This window comes from Azospirillum sp. B4 (assembly GCF_000333275.1).
Lineage (GTDB): Bacteria > Pseudomonadota > Alphaproteobacteria > Azospirillales > Azospirillaceae > Nitrospirillum.
This window is the reverse complement of sequence record NZ_BACU01000255.1, coordinates 1-18,434: the sequence shown is the minus strand read 5'-3', so window position 1 is coordinate 18,434 and position 18,434 is coordinate 1. Positions and strand designations below refer to the sequence as shown.

13 protein-coding genes and 1 pseudogene are annotated in these 18,434 nt (G+C 69.5%); 12 read left to right on the top strand and 2 right to left on the bottom strand.

Annotated features, from left to right (window positions below):
* From I55_RS10735 to I55_RS10710, 6 genes are all read left to right on the top strand, one after another.
* Positions 1-723, top strand: a 723-nt coding sequence (locus I55_RS10735; protein ID WP_044560545.1) for an ATP-binding cassette domain-containing protein, incomplete at its 5' end; no start/stop codon positions are given.
* Complete coding sequence (locus tag I55_RS10730) at positions 707-1,798, top strand: ABC transporter permease (RefSeq protein WP_044560542.1); 1,092 nt, start codon at positions 707-709, stop codon at positions 1,796-1,798. The genes I55_RS10735 and I55_RS10730, both read left to right, overlap by 17 nt.
* Positions 1,795-2,805, top strand: a complete 1,011-nt coding sequence (locus I55_RS10725) for an ABC transporter permease (RefSeq protein ID WP_044560541.1) — start codon at positions 1,795-1,797, stop codon at positions 2,803-2,805. The genes I55_RS10730 and I55_RS10725 overlap by 4 nt, the downstream gene beginning before the upstream one ends.
* Before the next feature lie 4 nt (positions 2,806-2,809).
* Positions 2,810-3,871: an ADP-ribosylglycohydrolase family protein gene (locus I55_RS10720; protein WP_044560540.1), complete on the top strand. Its 1,062-nt coding sequence runs from the start codon at positions 2,810-2,812 to the stop codon at positions 3,869-3,871.
* Positions 3,868-4,917 (top strand): SIS domain-containing protein, encoded by a 1,050-nt coding sequence (locus I55_RS10715; RefSeq protein WP_044560539.1) that lies wholly within the window; start codon positions 3,868-3,870, stop codon positions 4,915-4,917. The genes I55_RS10720 and I55_RS10715 overlap by 4 nt, the downstream gene beginning before the upstream one ends.
* Positions 4,914-5,846: a carbohydrate kinase family protein gene (locus I55_RS10710; RefSeq protein ID WP_044560538.1), complete on the top strand. Its 933-nt coding sequence runs from the start codon at positions 4,914-4,916 to the stop codon at positions 5,844-5,846. Before I55_RS10715 ends, I55_RS10710 begins: the two co-directional genes overlap by 4 nt.
* Here I55_RS10710 and I55_RS10705 read toward each other — a convergent pair.
* Positions 5,833-6,843, bottom strand: coding sequence for an alpha/beta hydrolase family protein (locus tag I55_RS10705; protein WP_252181105.1), 1,011 nt, complete (start codon positions 6,841-6,843; stop codon positions 5,833-5,835). The genes I55_RS10710 and I55_RS10705 overlap by 14 nt on opposite strands.
* Positions 6,844-7,318: 475 nt before the next feature.
* On the opposite strand from I55_RS10705, the gene I55_RS10700 reads away from it, so the two are divergent.
* The 6 genes from I55_RS10700 to I55_RS10675 all read left to right on the top strand — a co-directional run bounded on the left by I55_RS10700 (position 7,319) and on the right by I55_RS10675 (position 17,517).
* The gene (locus I55_RS10700; protein ID WP_159107160.1) at positions 7,319-8,719 is read left to right on the top strand and encodes a M28 family peptidase; all 1,401 of its coding nucleotides are present in this window, start codon (positions 7,319-7,321) and stop codon (positions 8,717-8,719) included.
* Positions 8,720-8,771: 52 nt separating this feature from the next.
* Positions 8,772-9,863 (top strand): AraC family transcriptional regulator, encoded by a 1,092-nt coding sequence (locus I55_RS10695; protein ID WP_044560535.1) that lies wholly within the window; start codon positions 8,772-8,774, stop codon positions 9,861-9,863.
* Positions 9,864-10,008: 145 nt separating this feature from the next.
* Positions 10,009-12,306, top strand: coding sequence for a TonB-dependent receptor (locus tag I55_RS10690; RefSeq protein ID WP_044560534.1), 2,298 nt, complete (start codon positions 10,009-10,011; stop codon positions 12,304-12,306).
* A 141-nt stretch (positions 12,307-12,447) separates the two neighbouring features.
* Positions 12,448-14,508: an acetoacetate--CoA ligase gene (locus I55_RS10685; RefSeq protein ID WP_044560533.1), complete on the top strand. Its 2,061-nt coding sequence runs from the start codon at positions 12,448-12,450 to the stop codon at positions 14,506-14,508.
* Positions 14,495-15,856, top strand: a complete 1,362-nt coding sequence (locus I55_RS10680) for an MFS transporter (RefSeq protein ID WP_083901009.1) — start codon at positions 14,495-14,497, stop codon at positions 15,854-15,856. Before I55_RS10685 ends, I55_RS10680 begins: the two co-directional genes overlap by 14 nt.
* Before the next feature lie 2 nt (positions 15,857-15,858).
* Complete coding sequence (locus I55_RS10675; protein ID WP_085939981.1) at positions 15,859-17,517, top strand: tannase/feruloyl esterase family alpha/beta hydrolase; 1,659 nt, start codon at positions 15,859-15,861, stop codon at positions 17,515-17,517.
* 12 nt (positions 17,518-17,529) lie between these two features.
* Here the strand turns inward: I55_RS10675 and I55_RS34365 are convergent.
* Positions 17,530-18,412: pseudogene (locus I55_RS34365) on the bottom strand (IS630 family transposase).
* Positions 18,413-18,434: the final 22 nt, after the last annotated feature.

Here is an 18,434-nt window from a genome sequence, read left to right as displayed (position 1 = left end):
CGGGGCGTTTCCTTCGACGTGGCGCCGGGCGAGATCCTGGGCATCGCCGGGGTGGAGGGCAACGGCCAGGATGTGCTGGCCCGCCTGCTGTCCGGCGCCGAGGTGCCCAGCGCGGGCGAGGCGAGGCTGGATGGCCGGGTCTTCACCGGCCTGTCCGCCCGGGCCGCCCGCGCACTAGGTGTGGCGGTGGTGACGGAGGATAGGCTGCACGACGGCGCCGCCCCCAGCCTCAGCATCGTCGACAACCTGCTGGCCACCCGCTACGCCCGCCCACCCCTGTCGCGACGGGGCCTGATCGACCGCGCCACCGCCCGGCGCTGGGCGGAGGAGGTGATCGGCGGCTTCGGCGTGCGCGCGACTGGGCCCGACCAGCCCATCGGCGCGCTGTCGGGCGGCAACATGCAGAAGCTGATCCTGGCACGGGAGATCGCCGACGCCCCCGCCTTCCTGGTCGCCAGCCAGCCGACCCGGGGCGTGGACATCGCCGCCGCGTCCGCCCTGCGCGCCCGCCTGGCCGCCCTGCGCGACCAAGGCGCCGCCATCCTGCTTATTTCGGCCGACCTGGACGAGCTACTGGCCCTGTCGGACCGCATTGCCGTGCTGTACCGGGGACGCATCGTCGCGCGGTTCGAGGCCGGGGCCGTCGATGCCCGGACCTTGGGCCTGCACATGACCGGGCTGGGAACCGGACCCCAAGGGGGCGATCATGACGCCGTCGCGTGAAGGCGCCCGCATCGCCCTGGCCGTGGGCGCCGCCCTGGTCCTGGGCTTCGCCGTCATGGCCTGTGTCAGCGACCAGCCCTGGGCGGCCTTCCGTGCCCTGGTGACGGGACCGCTGCCCTCGATCGAGCGTGCCGCCGATGGCCACCTGGTGATGCGCCGGCTGGTGCGCTTCGGTGCCTGGCTGCAGGACGCCACCACCCTGACCCTGGTGGGCCTGGCCGTCGCCATCCCCTTCCGCGCCCGCCAATTCTCCCTGGGCGCGGACGGCCAGCTGTTCATGGGCGCGCTGGCGGCGGCGGCCGTCAGCCTGGGCCTGGGCGGGGTGCCGGCGGTCGTCGCCCTGCCGCTGGCCTTCCTGGCCGCGGCCCTGGGGGGCGCCGCCTGGGGCCTGCTGCCCGGGCTGCTGAAGACCCGGTTCGAGGCCAATGAGATAGTGACCACCCTGATGCTGAACGTGGTGGCGGTGCAGGTCTACCGCCTGGTGGTGGGACGCGTGCTGAACGACCCCACGGCCGGCTTCATCACCACGCCGCCGCTGCCTGACGTTGCCACCCTGGCGCCGCTGATCGCGCGCACCAACGTGACGGCCATGGCGCTGGTGGCGCCGGCGGCCGTGGCGGCGGCCCTGTTCCTGCTGCGCCGCACGACCCTGGGGTATGAGATCGGCCTGGCCGGCGCCAACCCCTGGTTCGCGGCCCGGGCCGGGGTGCCGGTGGCCCGGGCCACGGCGCTGGCCTTCGCGCTGGGCGGGGCCTTCGCCGGCCTGGCGGGCTTCCATGTCTCGAACGCCCTGCTGAAGCGCCTGCCGGTCGATCTCACCCCCGGCATCGGGCTGGAGGGCATCGTGGTGGCGCTGCTGGCGCGGGAGCGGGTGGCCGCCCTGCCCCTGGCCGCCCTGGGCTATGCCTACCTGCGGGTGGGCGCCCAAGCCATGGAGCGCACCACCGACGTCCCGCGGGAGGTGGTGCTGGTCATCCAGGCGCTGATCATCCTGTTCGTGGTGTCGGACCGCCTGGTGCCCCTGGCCTTGGGCTTGGCCCGCCGGGCCGGTGCGCGGATCAGGGGGGCGGCATGACCCTGGACCTGGTCGCGGCCGGCACCCTGGCCGCCGTGCTGGCGGGGGCGGCCCTGCGCGCCGCCACCCCCATCGTGTTCGCCAGCCTGGGCGGACTGGTTTCCGAACTGGCCGGCTGCGTCAACGTCGCGCTGGAAGGAGTGATGCTGGTGGCCGCCTTCGCCGGCGTCGTCACCTCCGCCTACTCCGCCCTGTGGTTCCCGGACGCCCCGCTATGGCTGCACCCCTGGCTGGGCTGCGCCGCCGGCCTGGCCGCCGGCACGGCGTTGGCGGGGCTGCTGGCCGTGTTCCATCTGGAACTGGGGGCCGATTTGATCGTCGCCGGCATCGGGCTGAACATCCTGGCCCAAGGCCTGACCGTCCTGCTGATGGCCCATCTGACGGGTGACAAGGGGTCCACCGCCAGCCTGGCCAGCTTCGCCTTGCCCAGCCTGCGGTGGCCGGGGGTGGACGGTGTGCCGGTGCTGGGCGTCCTGCTGAACGGCGAGGGCGGCGGTGGCCACAACGTGCTGGTCTATGGGGCCCTGGTGGCCACCGGCCTGACCGCCTGGGCCCTGCGCCACACCGTCTTCGGCCTGCGCCTGCGGGCGACGGGGGAGAACGCGCAAGCCGCGCTGGCCGCCGGGCTGCCGGTGAAGCGGCTGCGCTATGCCGGCCTGCTGCTGAGCGGACTGCTGGCCAGCGGCGGCGGCGTGTTCCTGGGCATGGGCTACCTGACGCTGTTCCAGGCCGACATGGCGGCGGGGCGGGGATACCTGGCCCTGGCCGCCGTCTTCCTGGGCGGCCGGCAGCCCTTGGGCACCGTGGCGGCGGCCCTGGTGTTCGGGGCCGCCAGCGTCGCGGCCGCCCGCCTGGGCCTGCTGGCCGTGCCGGCCGAGGTGGTCTTCATGATCCCGCCCCTGGTGACCATCGCCGCCCTGGTCCTGGTGAGGCTGCACCAGCGTCGGACGGCCCGGCGTCGCGCCGCGGCCGGCCGGGCCGCCCTTCTTTCCCCCCAACGGACATGACTCCATGAGCACACATCCCCTGCACGACAGGATCGCCGGTTCGCTGCTGCTGGCCGGCATGGGCGACGCCCTGGGCGCCCCCACCGAACAATGGTCCATGGCCGAGATACTGGCGGCCCACGGCGGGCTGGTCGCCGGCTTCGTGACCCCCACGGCCGACACCTTCGCCGGCGCCAACGCCGGCCAGCAGGCGGAGGTGACGGACGACGCCAGCCAGATGTACTACCTGGCCCGCGCCCTGGTGCGCGGTGGGGGGCGCCTGGACGCCGCCGGCTGGATCGCCTGCCTGCTCGACTGGGCCGACACCTCGCCCAAGGCCGATTTCATGGGGCCCAGCACGGTGGGCATCGTGGCGGCCCTGCGCGCCGGCACCGACCCGGCCCTGGTGGGGGTGATCGGCCAGTCGCGACGCAAGATGACGACCATCGGCACCACCAACGGTGCCGCCATGCGGGTGGCGCCCGCCGGCCTGGTCCACCCCGGCGACCTGGAGGCGGCGTGTGACCAGGCGCTGGTGACCTGCCTGCCGTCGCATGACACCGACGTGGCCATCGCGGCGGCCTGCGCCATCGCCGCCGGCACGGCCCGGGCGCTGGTGACGGAGGATATCGCCGACGTCATCGCCGCCTGCGTCGAGGGCGGGCGCCAGGGCGCCGCGCTGGCCACCCGTCACGCCCGCGTGGGACCGGGTCCCCGCTTCCAGGCGCGCCTGGACCTGGCGCTGGACATCGCGGCCCGGGCGTCGGACGACCTGGCCTTCCTTGAGGCCTTGGACGCGCGGGTCGGCGCCTCCGTCCTGGCGGCGGAATCCGTGCCGGCGGCCATCGCCATCCTGGCCTACGCCAAGGGCGATCCCCTGCGCACCATCGCCCTGTCGGCCACCATCGGCAACGACACCGATTCCATCGCCACCATGGCGGGGGCGCTGGCCGGCGCCCTGCGCGGCGCCTCGGCGCTGCCGGCCGACCTCACCGCCCAGTTCCGCGCGGTGAATGAGGCGGAGTACGGCCTGGACGCCCTGGCGGCCGATCTGACCGCCATCGCCCGTCGGCGGTCGGCGGCATGACGGAGGCCGACACCCTGATGCCCCTGCCCGCCACGGCGCGGGAGCGGGCGGACACCCCCGCCGCCGTGGCGCGGGCGCTGGCCCGCCTGGCCGACCCGGTGCGGGACCTGGTGACGGTGCTGACCACCCGGGGGATCAGCCGCCTGCTGGTGGCCGGCTCCGGCGACAGCCTGTCCGCCGGGCTGATGGCGGCACCGGCCTTCGCCGCCTATGCCGGCATTCCCTGCCAGGCGGTCCAGGCCTTCGAACTGGCGCGCCACGGCCATCCCGACCTGGGCCCCCGCACCGCCGTGGCGGTCGTCAGCTCCAGCGGGCGGCCGTCGCCGGCCCATGACGCCCTGTCCCGCGCGCGGGACAGCGGCGCCCTGGTCATCGGCATCAGCGACCGGGAGGGTACGCCCTTCCTGGCGCCGCCGGTCTGGGGCCTGTGCCCCGGCGCCAGCAAGAACGGCATGCCCACGCAATCGACCGTCGCCACCCTGGCCGTCCTGATCCTGCTGGCGCTGGAGTGGGGCGGCGCGCGGCAGCACCCCGTGGCGGCGGGCGTCCACGGCGACGTCGCCGCCCTGCCGGCCATCCTGGATGGCGTCTTGCGCTCCGACGCCGGGGTCCGCGCCCTGGGCGCCACGCTGGCCGCCCGGCGCCATGTGCACGTCGTCGGCACCGGTCCCAACGCCGGCACCGCGCGCTGCGTCGCCGACCTGCTGACGGCGGCGGCGGGCCTGGCGGCCCTGCCCCACGCGGTGGAGGAATTCCACCATGCCCTGCGCCTGCAGGCCCTGGCACCCGCGGACCTGGTGCTGGTCCTGGCCCCGCCCAGGGCCCGCGCGGCAGACCGCCTGGCCGACACCGCCGCCGCGGCCCGCGTGCGCGGCGCCAGGGTGGCCATGCTGGGCGGGCCGGACTTCCCCGTGCCCGAGATGGATGAGCCGCTGACCCCCCTGCCGCTGCTGGTGCAGGGCCAGGCCCTGGCGCTGGCCGCCGGCGACGTGGCCGCCAGGGCCGGCGGCTTCCGGACGATCCCCAGCACGGGAGCCGTCCCGTGATCGCGCCCGGCCACCGCCGCTTCGGCCTGCTGGCCTACGGCGACCCCAACATCGACCTGGTCTTCGCCGTCGACCATGCGCCGGCGGCGGATGAGAAGGTGCTGGGCCGGCACCTGGGGCGCCACGCCGGCGGCACGGCGGCCAACGTGGCCTGCGCCGCCGCCCGCCTGGGCCTGCCGACGGCGGCCTACGGCCGGATTGGCCGCGATGATGGCGATGGTGAGTTCCTGGTGGCGGATTTCCACCGCTTCGGCGTGGCCACGCCCTGGGTGCGCCCGGTGGATGGGCCGTGCGCCACCGCCCTGATCCTGGTGCGGGAGCGGGATGGGGAAAAGGCGCTGGTCTACGCGCCGTTGCCCGGCTGGCCGCTGGAGCCGGCCACCCTGGCCCCGGCCCTGGAACAGTCGCGCGTGGTCTATGCCATGCCCTACGACCTGGCGGAATTCGAGGCTGTGAGCCGTCTGGCCCGCACCGCCGGCACCCTGGTCGCCATCGACGTGGAGGCGGCGGTGGCCCCGGGCCCGGGGCGGTTGGCGGCGTTGTTGCCCCTGACCGATATCGTGTTCTTCAACGAAGGGGGGTTCCGCGCGGCCACCGGCCTGCCCCCCACGCCGGACCACGCGCGGGCGCTGCTGAACCAGGGGCCGGGTCTGGTGGTGGTGACGCTGGGCGCCCGGGGGGCCATCGCCGTGCGGAACGGGGAGACCGTGATCCAGCCCGCGTTTCCCGCGCGCATGGTGGACGCGACCGGGGCGGGCGACTGCTTCAACGCCGCCGTGCTGGCCCGCCTGCTCAACGGCGACGACCTGGCCGAAGCCATGCGCTTCGCCGCCGCCGCCGCCAGCCTGGCCATCACCGCCGTCGGCGCCCGGGCGGCGTTCCCTGACCGCGGCGCGGTGGCATCGGTCCTGGACGTCACGATCCCCTGATACGCCTCGGGTCGACGTCCTCGACCGGCATTCCGGCGGCCCGTTTCATATCGTCGTAAACGGCCCGGGCCTTCAGCACCCTCTCGTCTATCCATTCCGGGGGCTGGATCTGGCGGCCGATGAAGTCCAACGCGTCCACAAGCCGGGGTATCAAGGACGGGCCGACATGCTCGGCCCCATGGACCAGCCGGTATTCATGACCGACGCCGGCGTCGAACAGGATGCGGTGCAGAAACTCCGTTCCCTGGTTGATGTACAACATGTCCTGGTCACCGACGTCGAGGTAGATGGGCAGGTCGATAAGCCTCTTGGGATCGTGCTTGGCGATGGTGGCCGGGTTGTTCGCCGCCCAGTATTCCAGGTCGACCGGCGAACCGAACATGGGTTCCAGCACTTTTTCCGGCCGCCAGAATTTGACGCGCGGGCCCACCTCGCTCCACGACAGCGCGGGCTCGACCGCCGGCTCCAGGACGGCGACGGCACCGAAGATGCCAGGGTGCTTGAAAGCCAGCCGCAGACTTCCCGCCCCACCCATCGAAACCCCGCCGATGAAGGTGTGCCGCCGTTCCGTCGATACGGCCAGGGTGCCCCGGAGGTGGGCAAGCAGGTCGGAGAGGATGAACGTTTCCCATCGCTGCGACCCGTCCTTGAAATCCATGTACAAGGAGCGGCGGGCGCTGGGCATAGCGATCACCAGGGGTGGGATTCGGCCATCGGTCATGGCGGCGGCGATCGCCGGGATGAAACGCAGCAGGTCCTGATCGCTTCCATTGCCCCCGTGCAGAAGCAGCATGAGGGGAAGGGGACGTCCCTGGCCATAGGCCCGCGGTGTGTAGATGCTGACGGAGACGTCACCCGGGACGTGCGCCGACCGCACCGTGATCCTGTTCACCGTCCCGGGGTTCACAGTCCCTGGGCCCTTGCCGTCGGCACGGGCGCTGAGCGGCGTGCCCGCCATCGCGGCCATCGCGACCGCGAAATTGCGTCGGTTAATCACGGGCGATCCTCCACTGCGGCGACCTTGGGAAATCGGTCCGGAGCAGGCCGTCCCTAGGATCCGGATGTTCGTTGCGGCGATAGCGCGGGATGCCCATCGCTTTTTTTATTAGATTGTGAATAAATGAAATAGCCTGTCAAGCGCGCCGATTGGCCGGCGATGGCCGCTAAAAACATGCGGTTGTCCGCGAGGGAACGGGAGGGGTTGGGCCCATATGTCTGGTACCGATGGATTTCCGCGACGCCTCAGCTTGTTGGGCGTCGTGACGCTGGCCCTGCTGATCGCCCATCCCGCGCCCGCGTCTTCCCCGGCGCCGGGCGGCAGTCCCCTGGACGGCCCCGGGCCGGCGATGTCGGACAGCACCGCCTGGTTCCACCTGCGCCTGCCGGGACCGGAAACGGACCCCGCGAAAGGGGTTTACGATGCGGCCGACACGGTTCTGCCCGCGCGCCCGGCGGTTTTCGCGCCGGGGGCGATGGATCCGCTGCTGAATGGCGCGTCCATACAGGCCGATGTCGCGACCATCGTCGGCTTCTCCCACCAAAGCCGGGCCGCGGGTGAGTACCTGTGGGGACGCGTCACCGGCCGGCCGGCTTACGACCGGACGGTCGACTGGGTGGCCGCGCAATTGCGCGCGGCGGGCCAAACGGACGCCCACCTTGAGCCCTTCCCCGCGACCGACATCAACCTGCCCGTTTCGGGCGAGGTTCGGCTGATCGGAAGCGCCGCGATGGGCGCCGGCAGCGGGGATGTCGTCCTGCGTTCCGCGATGGTGCAAGGAAGCGGGCCGGTGGATGGGGTCGTCACCGCCCCGCTGGCCTACGTCGGATTGGGCACGGACGCCGATGTGGCCGGGCGCGATCTGCGTGGCAAGATCGCGGTGATCCTGGCGCTGCCCGAGCCCAGCCTCTACGCGCCGATCCCCGCCCGTCGCACCGAAGCCGTCATGCGGGCGGGTGCCGTCGGGGTGATCGAAATCCTGGTCCAGGCCGGGAACCTGAAGAGCTTCGACCGAGACCGCCATGGCTGCGGACGCCGGCTGTGCTTCACGGTCGGCGGGGAGGACGGCTTTTTCCTGCAGGCCGTCCTGGGGGCCGCCGCCAAGGCGGGCCATCCGGTCCATGCCCGGCTTTCCGCCCGGTCGGAAACCATCAACCGTCAGGTTTCCAATGTCGTGGCGACGATACCGGGCAAGACCGACCGCACGGTCATCATCGCCGCGCATGCCGATGGGTGGTTCGGCGGCGCCGACGACAACGCGTCGGGCGTCGCGGTCATGCTGGCGCTGGCCCGGCATTTCGCGCGCGGCGCCCAGCTGGAGCGGACGCTGGTCTTCGTCGCCAGCGCCGGTCATCACAGCGCCGGGGCCAGCGGGCTGGGCGCCTTCCTTGACCGCCACGGACAGGATTACGTGGCGAAGGCGGACCTTATCCTCAACATCGAACACCCCGCGCAGATCGCAACGATGCGATCATACGCCGAACCGCAGGACGACAATTTCGGCCAACGGGTGATCGCGGCCACGGGCGACCTTCCCAAGCAGGTCGCGGTCAACAACCAGGCGCCGTTTCTGGTCGACCTCTGGCGTCAGGGGGTCGCGTGCTTCGGCCTTGACGTGCAGCGCCGTGTCGACCGCGCGCTTCCCGGTGACCTGAAGGCTTTTGTCCAGCGGCCGGACATTCCGCAGACCCAGATGATCGCCTCGGGCGCCCTTTATCACACGACGGGGGACGACCTTTACTCCGTCCCGCCCGAAGGGTTAGAACGGGCGGCGCGGTTCTATGCCTATTTTGTCGAGCGGGTCGCGACCGTGCCCGCCGGACTTCTGCGGGGGGATGACTGGACAGCCGTCCACCCGTGCCCCGCCACGCCGTGAGCGATGCGGCGGCCAGCAAGCCCAAGCGGCGTCAACATAAGAACGAACCGGGATGGAAGAGGAAGCTGCGGGAAAAGCGGGTTTGGATGGCGAGGCGGTCCGGCAATTGCTGCAGGGGGCCGTGCTCAAGGGCTTCGATCCCGCCGGGCTGTTGCGGGACGCGGCGATCGACCCCTCGGTCTATGGGAACGCGCGTGCCGCGATCGACGGCAAGGCCCTGGTTCGGCTGATCCGCCGGATCCAGTTCGCCCTCGACGACGTGTACTTCGGCTTCTTCACCCAAGGTTGCCGCCTGGCGCTGGAGACGGAGCGCCTGCTGTCCTTCCTGCATTGCACGACCCTGGGCGAGGCGCTGCGGGTCAGCGTCCGCTTCACCGACGCGATGTCCGCCGACGTCGGCCCGGGAATCACCGAGGAACACGGCTCGGGTCTACAGCACATCTGTAAGTACCAGACCATCGAGGGCGTCAATCGCGACATCCTGGTCTGGATCAGGTTCGTCTGGATCTACCAATTCTTCAGCTGGCTGATCGGCCGCCCGCTGGCGCTGCGCGGCCTTTCCATCCGGGGACCGCGGCCCGTCCAGGAAAACGGGTTTGACCGGTTCGCGCTGTTCCGCTGCCCCGTGCAATTCGACGCGCCGGTCGACGCCCTGTCCTACAACTGGGACGACCTGACCGCCCGCCTGGTGCACAGCTCCATCAAGGAGTATGATGATTACTACGCCAGCGAGCCCGATTGGTTCGACGTCGCCGACCAGGGCCTGAGCTGGCGGGAGCGCACGCAGCGGGTGCTGATCGATTTCCAGCGCGCCGGCCTGTGGTCGGCGCCGGTCGAGGCGGTGGCGGCGCGTTTGCGGACGCGCCCCCGGCGTCTGCGCCAGGATCTGTCGCTGGAAGGGGAGAGTTTCCAGGACATTCGGACACGCCTGCGCGGGGAACTGGCGGCCGCATACCTGCTGGCCAGCGACATGCCGATCACGGAGATCGGCTTCACCGTGGGATTCAGCGAGCCCGGCAGCTTCTCGCGCCATTTCTGCGCATGGGCGGGAATGTCCCCATCGGCGTACCGCACCGAACACATGGCCGACGCGGCGAAGGTCGGCGCCGCCACCGTCCTCCTCAACGACCGACGGGTTCTCTAGGGGCCGGACCCAAGGCGCCATGTCATTTATGCCAAATTAAGGTGTCACCCCTGTCATTGCCTCCCGTTCGGCAAACGCGAAGACTTCGCGTCGCCCGGGGACGGAAAGATCCCCGGCTGCATCAATAGAATAAACGGGGAGAGGGATGATCACGAAGAGCTCGAAGCTGATCCGCCGCGCGCGCGCACTGGGCCTGGGGGCGACCGCCCTGTTCGGCGGATGCCTTGTGCCGGGTCTGGCATGGGCGCAGGCACAGGGTGCCGCCTCTCAGACGGGCGCCGCACCGGCCGACACCACACGCGATACCGGGCTGGAGGAGATCCTCGTCACGGCGGAAAAGCGCGCGGAGGGACTGCAGAACATCCCGATCGCCATCACAGCCGTTTCGGGTGAGACGCTGGAGAAAGCCGGCGTCAAGGATGTCGGCGACCTGGTTCAGCTGGCCCCCAGCCTCCAGTTCGGCACACGCTCCACCAACGTCTTCATCGCCATGCGCGGCATCGGCCAAGCCGGCCAGGACATCGGCAGCCAGTCGGGCGTCACCGTCTCGCTCGACGGCGTGCCCCTGCTCAACCATTTCATGATGAACCCCTCCTTCCTCGACGTGGAGCGGGTCGAGGTCCTCCGCGGTCCCCAGGGCACCATCCAGGGCCGCAACGCGACGGGTGGCGCCATCAACGTCAACAGCAAGGCCCCGACCGACCAGACCGACGCCGAACTGGCGCTCACCGGCGGCAACTACGCGCGCTTCGGGGCCAAGGGTTTCGTGAACGTGCCGCTGTCCGACAAGGTTCTGACCCGCGTCTCCTTCCAGCGGGACCGTGCGGACGGCTGGACGGACAACGCGTATCTCGGCCGGCGCAACGACAACACCGACCTCACGGAGGTCCGCGGCCAGCTGTTGGCCAAGCCGTCCGAAATCTTCAGCGTCAGCGCGCTGGTCGACTACACGCGCGACCGCAGCGACCCGTCGTTCAATCAGCTGCTGGGCCGCGCCGATCCGGCCAGGCCCATGCCCACCGAGGTGCCGGGTTATGCGTATCCCCGGAACAACATCGACGACCTGACCTTCTATTTCAACGAACCCAACCAGCGGGACGTGGAGGACATCAGGGCCACCCTGACCGCGCACCTGGATTTGGGTCCGGACACATCGATCACCTCGACCACGGGCTTCATCAAGCACGATATCGACCTGACCAACCTCGATGTCGACCTGACCCCAGTCGCCAGCTCGCGGTTCGATCTCATCGGCCTATACGCCAAGCAGGTGACGCAGGAACTCACCGCGACAACGGACGTTGGCAGTAGGGCGGACCTTGTCGCTGGCCTGTTCTACATGCACGGCGATTCCAGCGAGCCACTGTATCTGAGCACGTCGGCGGTCAAGAACCTGCTGGTCTATCTTCCCGCCGAAACCCTGGACTCCTACGCCGCCTACGCGCAGTTCCGTTATAACCTGACCGACAGTCTTCGTGCCACCGCCGGCGGTCGATATACCATCGACTCCAAGTCTTACGCGATGGACGCCACGTCGGGCGGACTGCACTATCTTCTTGCCGACAAGGATACGTGGAAGGCGTTCACGCCCCGCTTCGCGCTGGACTACACGCCCCAGGAGAACACCCTGGTTTACGCCAGCGTGTCGCGGGGCTTCAAGTCGGGCGGGTTCAACACCCTGGGCGATATCACGCAGCCGGTTAATTTCTTCAATCCGGAATATGTCTGGAACTACGAGATCGGCACCAAGGCCAAACTGTTCGACAACAAATTGCGGATGGGCCTGACCGCGTTCTATGCCGATTACACCAACCTGCAGCAGACCGTCTTCCGCACCAACGTGCAGACGGGGGTGCAGTTCCCGAAGGTCGAGAATTCGTCCGCCGCCACGATCAAGGGCGTCGAGTTCGAGTTTGAAGCCATCCTGGCCGAAGGGTTGAAGGTGGCCGGCGCGGCCACGCGCCTGGATACGGAATACGGGAAGTTCTGCAACAACGACCCGCTGTATCCGACCTTGCCGACCGCCGCCGCGTGCGTCGGTGTCACCTCGAACGGCCAAGCGCTACCACCCGGCGCCAAGAACCTGGAAGGCAACACGCTGACCCAGGCGCCGAAATGGCAGTTCAACATATCCGGCGAATATGTCTTCCCGGTCACCGGGGCGCTCGAGATCACCGCGCGCGCCGACTACAAATGGCAAAGCAAGGTCTATTTCGACATCTACAACAACCCCCTCGATTCCCAGGACGGGTATGGGTTGGTCAACGCGTCGGTCGGCCTGGGCACCTTCGACAAGGCCTGGTCGCTGACCGGATGGGTCCGCAACGCGTTCGACGTCCGCTACATCAGCCAGGCGACCACCCGGCCCGGGGCGACGGCGTACACCGCCGGGTCGATCGGCACGCCCCGGATGTACGGCGCCACGCTTTATCACCGGTTCTGAACACGGGGATGCGGTCGGCGCCCCGGGGGCCCCGTCTGGTTCGAACGAGCCGGCCGTCCCCCGGGGCACGGCCGCCTTATGGCCGGCGGTCCCCCGGCCGTCATCCCCATCATCGTTATTGAAGTCACGAGGAAGTCAGACATGACAAAGCCCGGGGCGGGCGACAGCGTCCCCCAGATAAGACTGTATCGGGACTGGCTGGACCGGGAACGCGGCCTGGCGTTTCCCGACTATGCGGCGATGTGGGAATGGTCGCGGACGGATCTCACCGCCTTCTGGCGGAGCGTCTGGGACTATCACGATATCGCGTCCCCGACATCGCCGACCGCGGTCCTGAGCGGGACCATGCCCGGCGCCCGCTGGTTCGAAGGCGCACAGGTGAACTATGCGCGCCAGGTGTTCCGCCACGCCGGCACGGCGGACGCCGCCGGCCAACTGGCCATCGTCGCCGAGAATGAACGCGGGCAGGTCGTCGAATGGACCTGGGGGCAGTTGCGGCGGCGCAGCGCTTCGCTGGCGCTTGAACTGCGCCGCCGGGGGATCGGCCGCGGGGACGTGGTCGCCGCCTACCTGCCCAATATCCCCGAGGCGGTCGTGGCGATGCTGGCCTGCGCCAGCCTCGGTGCGATTTGGACGATGTGTTCGCCCGACATGGGCACGCCGGCGGTGCTGGACCGGTTCCGGCAGACCGAACCCAAGGCCCTCATCGCCGTCGACGGCGTCTTCTACGGCGGCAAGGCCGCCGACCGCTCCGCCACCGTCGGCGCGATCTGGCGCGGACTTCCCAGCGTAGCTGCCGTGTTCGTGATCCGGACGGGGCACGGCGCGGCGACCCTCGCGGGCGCGATCGACTTCGACGAGACACAGTCGGCCGACCATCGCGCGGTGGACCTGTTCGAACCCGAGTGGCTGCCTTTCGACCATCCGCTGTGGATCCTGTATTCCAGCGGAACGACGGGCCTTCCCAAGGCCATCGTGCACGGGCACGGTGGCATCATCGTCTCCGGCTGCGTCGGGAACATGCACCTCGACCTTGGTCCCAGCTATGCGCCGAACACGTTCGGCGAACGGTTCCACTGGCACAGCGCCACCGGCTGGGTGATGTGGAACATCCAGGTCGGCGGGCTGCTCACCGGGACGACCATCTGCCTTTATGACGGATCGCCGAAAGGCGCCAAGGGCCAGCCGGAATGGACACCCCTGTGGACGTTCGCCGCGCGCCACGGCGTGACCTGGTTCGGCGCCGGGGCCGCGTTCTTCGCCAGCTGCCGCAAGGCCGGCCTGGTCCTGCGCGACACCGGCGACCTGCGCGCCGTCCGCGCGCTCGGCAGCACCGGCTCGCCCTTGACGGCCGACGTTCAGGGCTGGGGCACCGACCAGTTCGGCGCCCTCGGCACGCCTGATATCTGGTGGTGCAACATTTCCGGCGGAACCGACATCGCCGCCGCCTTCCTTTCGGGAAACCGGGAGCTGCCGCCGACGCCCGGCCGCCTGCAATGCCGCCACCTGGGGGCGGCGATCGAGGCGTGGGATGAGGAGGGGCACCCCCTGACCGGCCGCGTGGGGGAACTGGTCTGTGTTCAACCCTTCCCCAGCATGCCCCTGTTCTTCTGGGGGGATGAGGACGGCAGCCGGTACCGGTCCACCTACTTCGACACCTGGGACGGCGTCTGGCGGCATGGCGACTGGCTGACGGTGGAGGCCGACGGCAGTTGCACCATCGCCGGCCGCAGCGACGCGACGATCAACCGGCACGGCCTGCGCATGGGCACCGCCGACGTTTATGCGGCCGTGGAGCGCGTGCGCCATGTCGCGGATAGCCTGGTCATCGACCTGGAGGACGGGGCCGGCGGCAGCACGCTCCTCATGTTCGTGGTGCCCGCGGAGGGGCGGGAGTGGGGTCCGGACCTGGAGGCGGCCATGATCGCCGCCATCCGGGAGTCACTGTCGCCCCGGTTCATTCCCGACGCCTTCATTCCGGCGCCGGCGATACCGCGCACCCTGTCCGGCAAGAAGCAGGAACTGCCGATCAAGCGCCTGTTCCTGGGGTGGCCCGTGGCCAAGGTGATCGACCCCAACACGATCGAAAATCCCGACGTCATCCCCTGGTATGTCGCGCAGGCCCAGGCCTGGCGGGAACAGCGGACAGGGCCAGAACGGGCGGAAACGGACAGGAAGGGTGCAGGTGATGCAGGTCGCTGACGAAGGCGGACGGACGCGGAAGGGGGCGGCGATGGAGCCGCCGGCCGGGAATGGGGCTTCGCTGTTCAAGGTCGCCCTGACGGCCGGCGCCGGTGCCACCATCGAATGGTACGACTTCTTCGTCTATGGCACCGCGGCGGCGCTGGTGTTCCCTAAAATCTTTTTCGCCGCGGATCTGCCGCCCCTGGTCGCCCAACTCGCGGCGTTCAGCACATTCGCGGTGGGCTTCGTCGCCCGTCCCTTCGGCGGTGTCGTCTTCGGTCATTTCGGCGACCTTTTCGGCCGCAAGCGGGCCTTGCTGGTGGCCCTGTTGTCCATGGGCCTGGCGACGACGGCCATCGGCTTCCTGCCGACCTATCAGGACGCGGGGTTCGTCAGCCCGCTGCTGTTGCTGGCCTTGCGTTTCATCCAGGGCATCGCCGTCGGTGGGCAGTGGGGTGGCGCCGCGCTGATGGCCATCGAAAGCGCCCCACAGGGCCGGAGCGGTTATTACGGCAGCTTCGTCCAGATCGGCGTGCCGCTCGGCGTCGTCCTGTCCAACATGGTCTTTTTTCTCATGGTCACCGCCTTTCCCCGCGACACGTTCGACGCCTGGGGATGGCGCGTGCCCTTCATCCTGAGCATCGCGCTGGTCTTCGTCGGCATCTACATCCAGACGCGGTTGGAAGAGTCGGTGGAATTCGAAAAGGCCACCCGGTCGCAGGCCTCCGCCCCGGAAGGACGGAGGAAGTCGCCCGTCCTGCAGGTCCTGATCCATCATCCCCGCAAGATCGTGTTGGCCGGCGGGGCGTTCATCGCGTCGAACACCTGCTTCTACGCGGCGATCACCTACGCCGTTTCCTACGGGGACACGGTCCTGCACCTGTCCAGAGGCGCCCTGCTGGCCTGCGTGGTGGCGGCCAGCGTCGTCATGGTGCCGGGCCTGCTGTTCTTCGGGGCGCTGTCGGACCGATGGGGCCGGTCAACCCTGTTCATGGCCGGCGCGGCGCTGACCGGCCTGTGGTCCTTCGCCTTCTTCCCTCTTTTGGAAACGCTGTCATACCCCGCCGTCCTGGCGGCGCTCACCGTGGAACTCGTCTGCCTCAGCGTGATGTACGGGCCGCAGGCGGCCCTGTTCGCCGAATTGTTCCCCGTGGAGGTCCGCTATTCCGGCGCATCGCTGGGCTATCAGTTGGGCGCCGTCATCGGGGGCGGGTGCGCGCCGATCGTGGCGACGGCCTTGTTCGCCAAGTACGCGTCCACGCTTCCGATTTCGGTCTTCCTGTTCGGGGTATGCTTCATCTCCCTGACGTGCACCTATTTCCTGACCCGCGCGGTCAAGCCGTCATCCACCAGCCTGGGGTCGTGACCATGAAGATTTCGGCACATATCCTGTCGGGGCTCCGGGTCCTGTCGGGGCTTCGGGGCCCGCTCACCGCAGCGCTGGCCGTTCTGGCGGGCGCGTCGCCTGCGGCCGCCGCTGAAAAGGCGGCCCCGGCCGGCGCCGCCCGCTGTGAGGCGCTGGCCCGGCTGAACCTCAAGGACACCACCATCGTCAGCGCGATCCTGGTCGCCAAGGGCGACGCCGGCGCCTTGCCGGTTGCCGACGCATCGACCCTGCCGGCCTTCTGCCGGGTCGTCGCCCATGTCCGCTCCGCGCCGGATTCCGACATCGGGGTGGAGGTGTGGCTGCCGGCCGACGCATGGGCCGGCGTCTTCCATGGCACCGGCAACGGTGGTTTCGCCGGACTGCTTCAGAGCGGGTACGGCAGCATGGCCAGCGGGTTGCGGCGCGGATACGCCACCGCCACGACGGACACGGGAACCGCCCCGGCGACCCCGCTCGACGGCGATGCGCTGATCGGCCATCCGCGCAAATGGAAGGACTGGGGCCGCCTGTCCACCCACGTGATGACGGTGACGGGCAAGGCCATCGCGCGGGCGTACTACGACCGGGGCGCCAAGCGGTCCTACTACACCGGCTGTTCGACCGGCGGACAGCAGGGCCTGATCGAGGCGTTGTACTACCCGGCCGATTATGACGGCATCCTGGTCGGCGCCCCCGTCATCAACCGCACCTGGGGCCACGCCGCGGTGCTGTGGGATTTCGCCGCCGCCAACCGCACGCCCGAAAGCAAGCTGTCGGAAGCCAAGCTCCGCCTGCTCAGCGGCGCGGCGATCGCCAGCTGCAATCGGCGCGGGTACGGCCTGGCGGGCGACGCCTTCATCACCGATCCGCTGAGTTGCCGGTTCGATCCGGCGGAACTCGCCTGCCAGCAGGACGCGGACCCCGACCAGTGCCTGACGGCGGCGGAGGTGGCGACGGCGCGCGCCTTCTATGACGGCCCCACCACCGCCGACGGGCGGCACGTCTTCTTCGGCTGGCTGCCGGGCAGCGAAATTCCCGGCCTGTTCGGCTGGTCGTTCCTGCAGAGCGCGGCCAACGGCCAGCCGCAATTCGCCGGCCTGTTCAAATGGGTCTTCGGCGCCGGCTGGGATTGGCGGGGCTTCGACCTGGATCGCGACATGCCCACCGTCGACGCCGCCCTGGGCGGGGACGTCAACGACGCCACCCGGGGAAGCCTGCGCGCGTTCAAGGCGCGCGGCGGCAAGCTGATCATCTACCATGGCCTGGCGGACACGCTGGTCCCACCCGGCCAGTCGGTCGCCTTCTATGGCCGCCAGGTCCGCGCGCTGGGCGGCGAAGCGCAGGCCAGGGAGGTCGCGCGGCTTTTCCTGGCGCCCGGCATGATGCACTGCGCCGGCGGCACGGGTCCCGATGTCTTCAATTCCGCGACGGGCGGCCCACAGCCGCCCACGCCCGACGCCAGCGACGACCTGTTCAGCGCGCTGATCGATTGGACCACCGGCGGGCCCGCGCCCGACCGGGTCATCGCCACCAAGTTCGCGAACGCGCCCGGGAAAACGGTGGAGATGCAACGGCCGCTGTGCGCCTATCCAGCAAAGGCAACCCACGACGGCCACGGGCCGACCGACGCCGCCGCCAGCTTCACCTGCCGCCTGAACTAGAGCGTGATGATTTTAGGTTCGCACACACCCTGCATGGGCGAGGTAGTTTGAACACTCTGCGGGAGTGACGGTTTGGAGAGTTTTGCCGATGGCGGCACAGAGGCCATCGGCAGATCGCTCTTGAGCTTGACGCAGATGATGCTTGAGTTTGGCGAAGAACTGCTCGATGGGGTTCAGGTCGGGTGAGTATTTTGGAAGGAAGATCACCCTGGCCCCGGCCGCCCGTATGGCGTCCCGGACGGCCTTGCCTTTATGTGAGCCGAGATTGTCCATGATGACGATGTCGTTGGGCTTCAATGTCGGGACAAGGACCTGCTCGGTATAGATCCTGAAGCGCTCGCCGTTGATCGGCCCCTTGATCAGCCACGGCGCATCCACGCGATCTTGGCGCAGGGCGGCGATGAAGGTCATGGTATTCCAATGGCCGAAGGGTGCCGGACCAGGTAACCGTTGCCCACGCGGGGCCCAGCCTCGCAACGGCGCCATGTTGGTCTTGGTCCACGTCTCGTCGATGAACACCAATCGAGACGGATCGATCCCCGGTCGCAGTCTCAGCCATCGCTCCCGGTGGCGGGCGATGTCCGGCCGGCTTCTTTCCGTGGCGACCAAAGTCTTTTTTTATAACTCAGTTTCTCAGCATGCACGAACTCCCAGACCGAGCGGTAGTCCACCTTCAAATTCCGGTCCGCCAGCTCACGGACAAGACCACGTAAGGTGAACGGGCCGCTGGCACAGCGCGTCAGCAGCCAGTCCCGGTGCTCCCCGGAGATCGCCTTCGGCTTATGCCCTCCCATCTGACCAGGAGCCACGCTGCCGGTTACCGCCTCCCGCTCCAGCCATTTGATCGCCGTGCTCACCGCACGCCAAACCGCTTCGCGGCCTGATGGCGTGACAGGCATCAAGCTTACCGCGTCAAC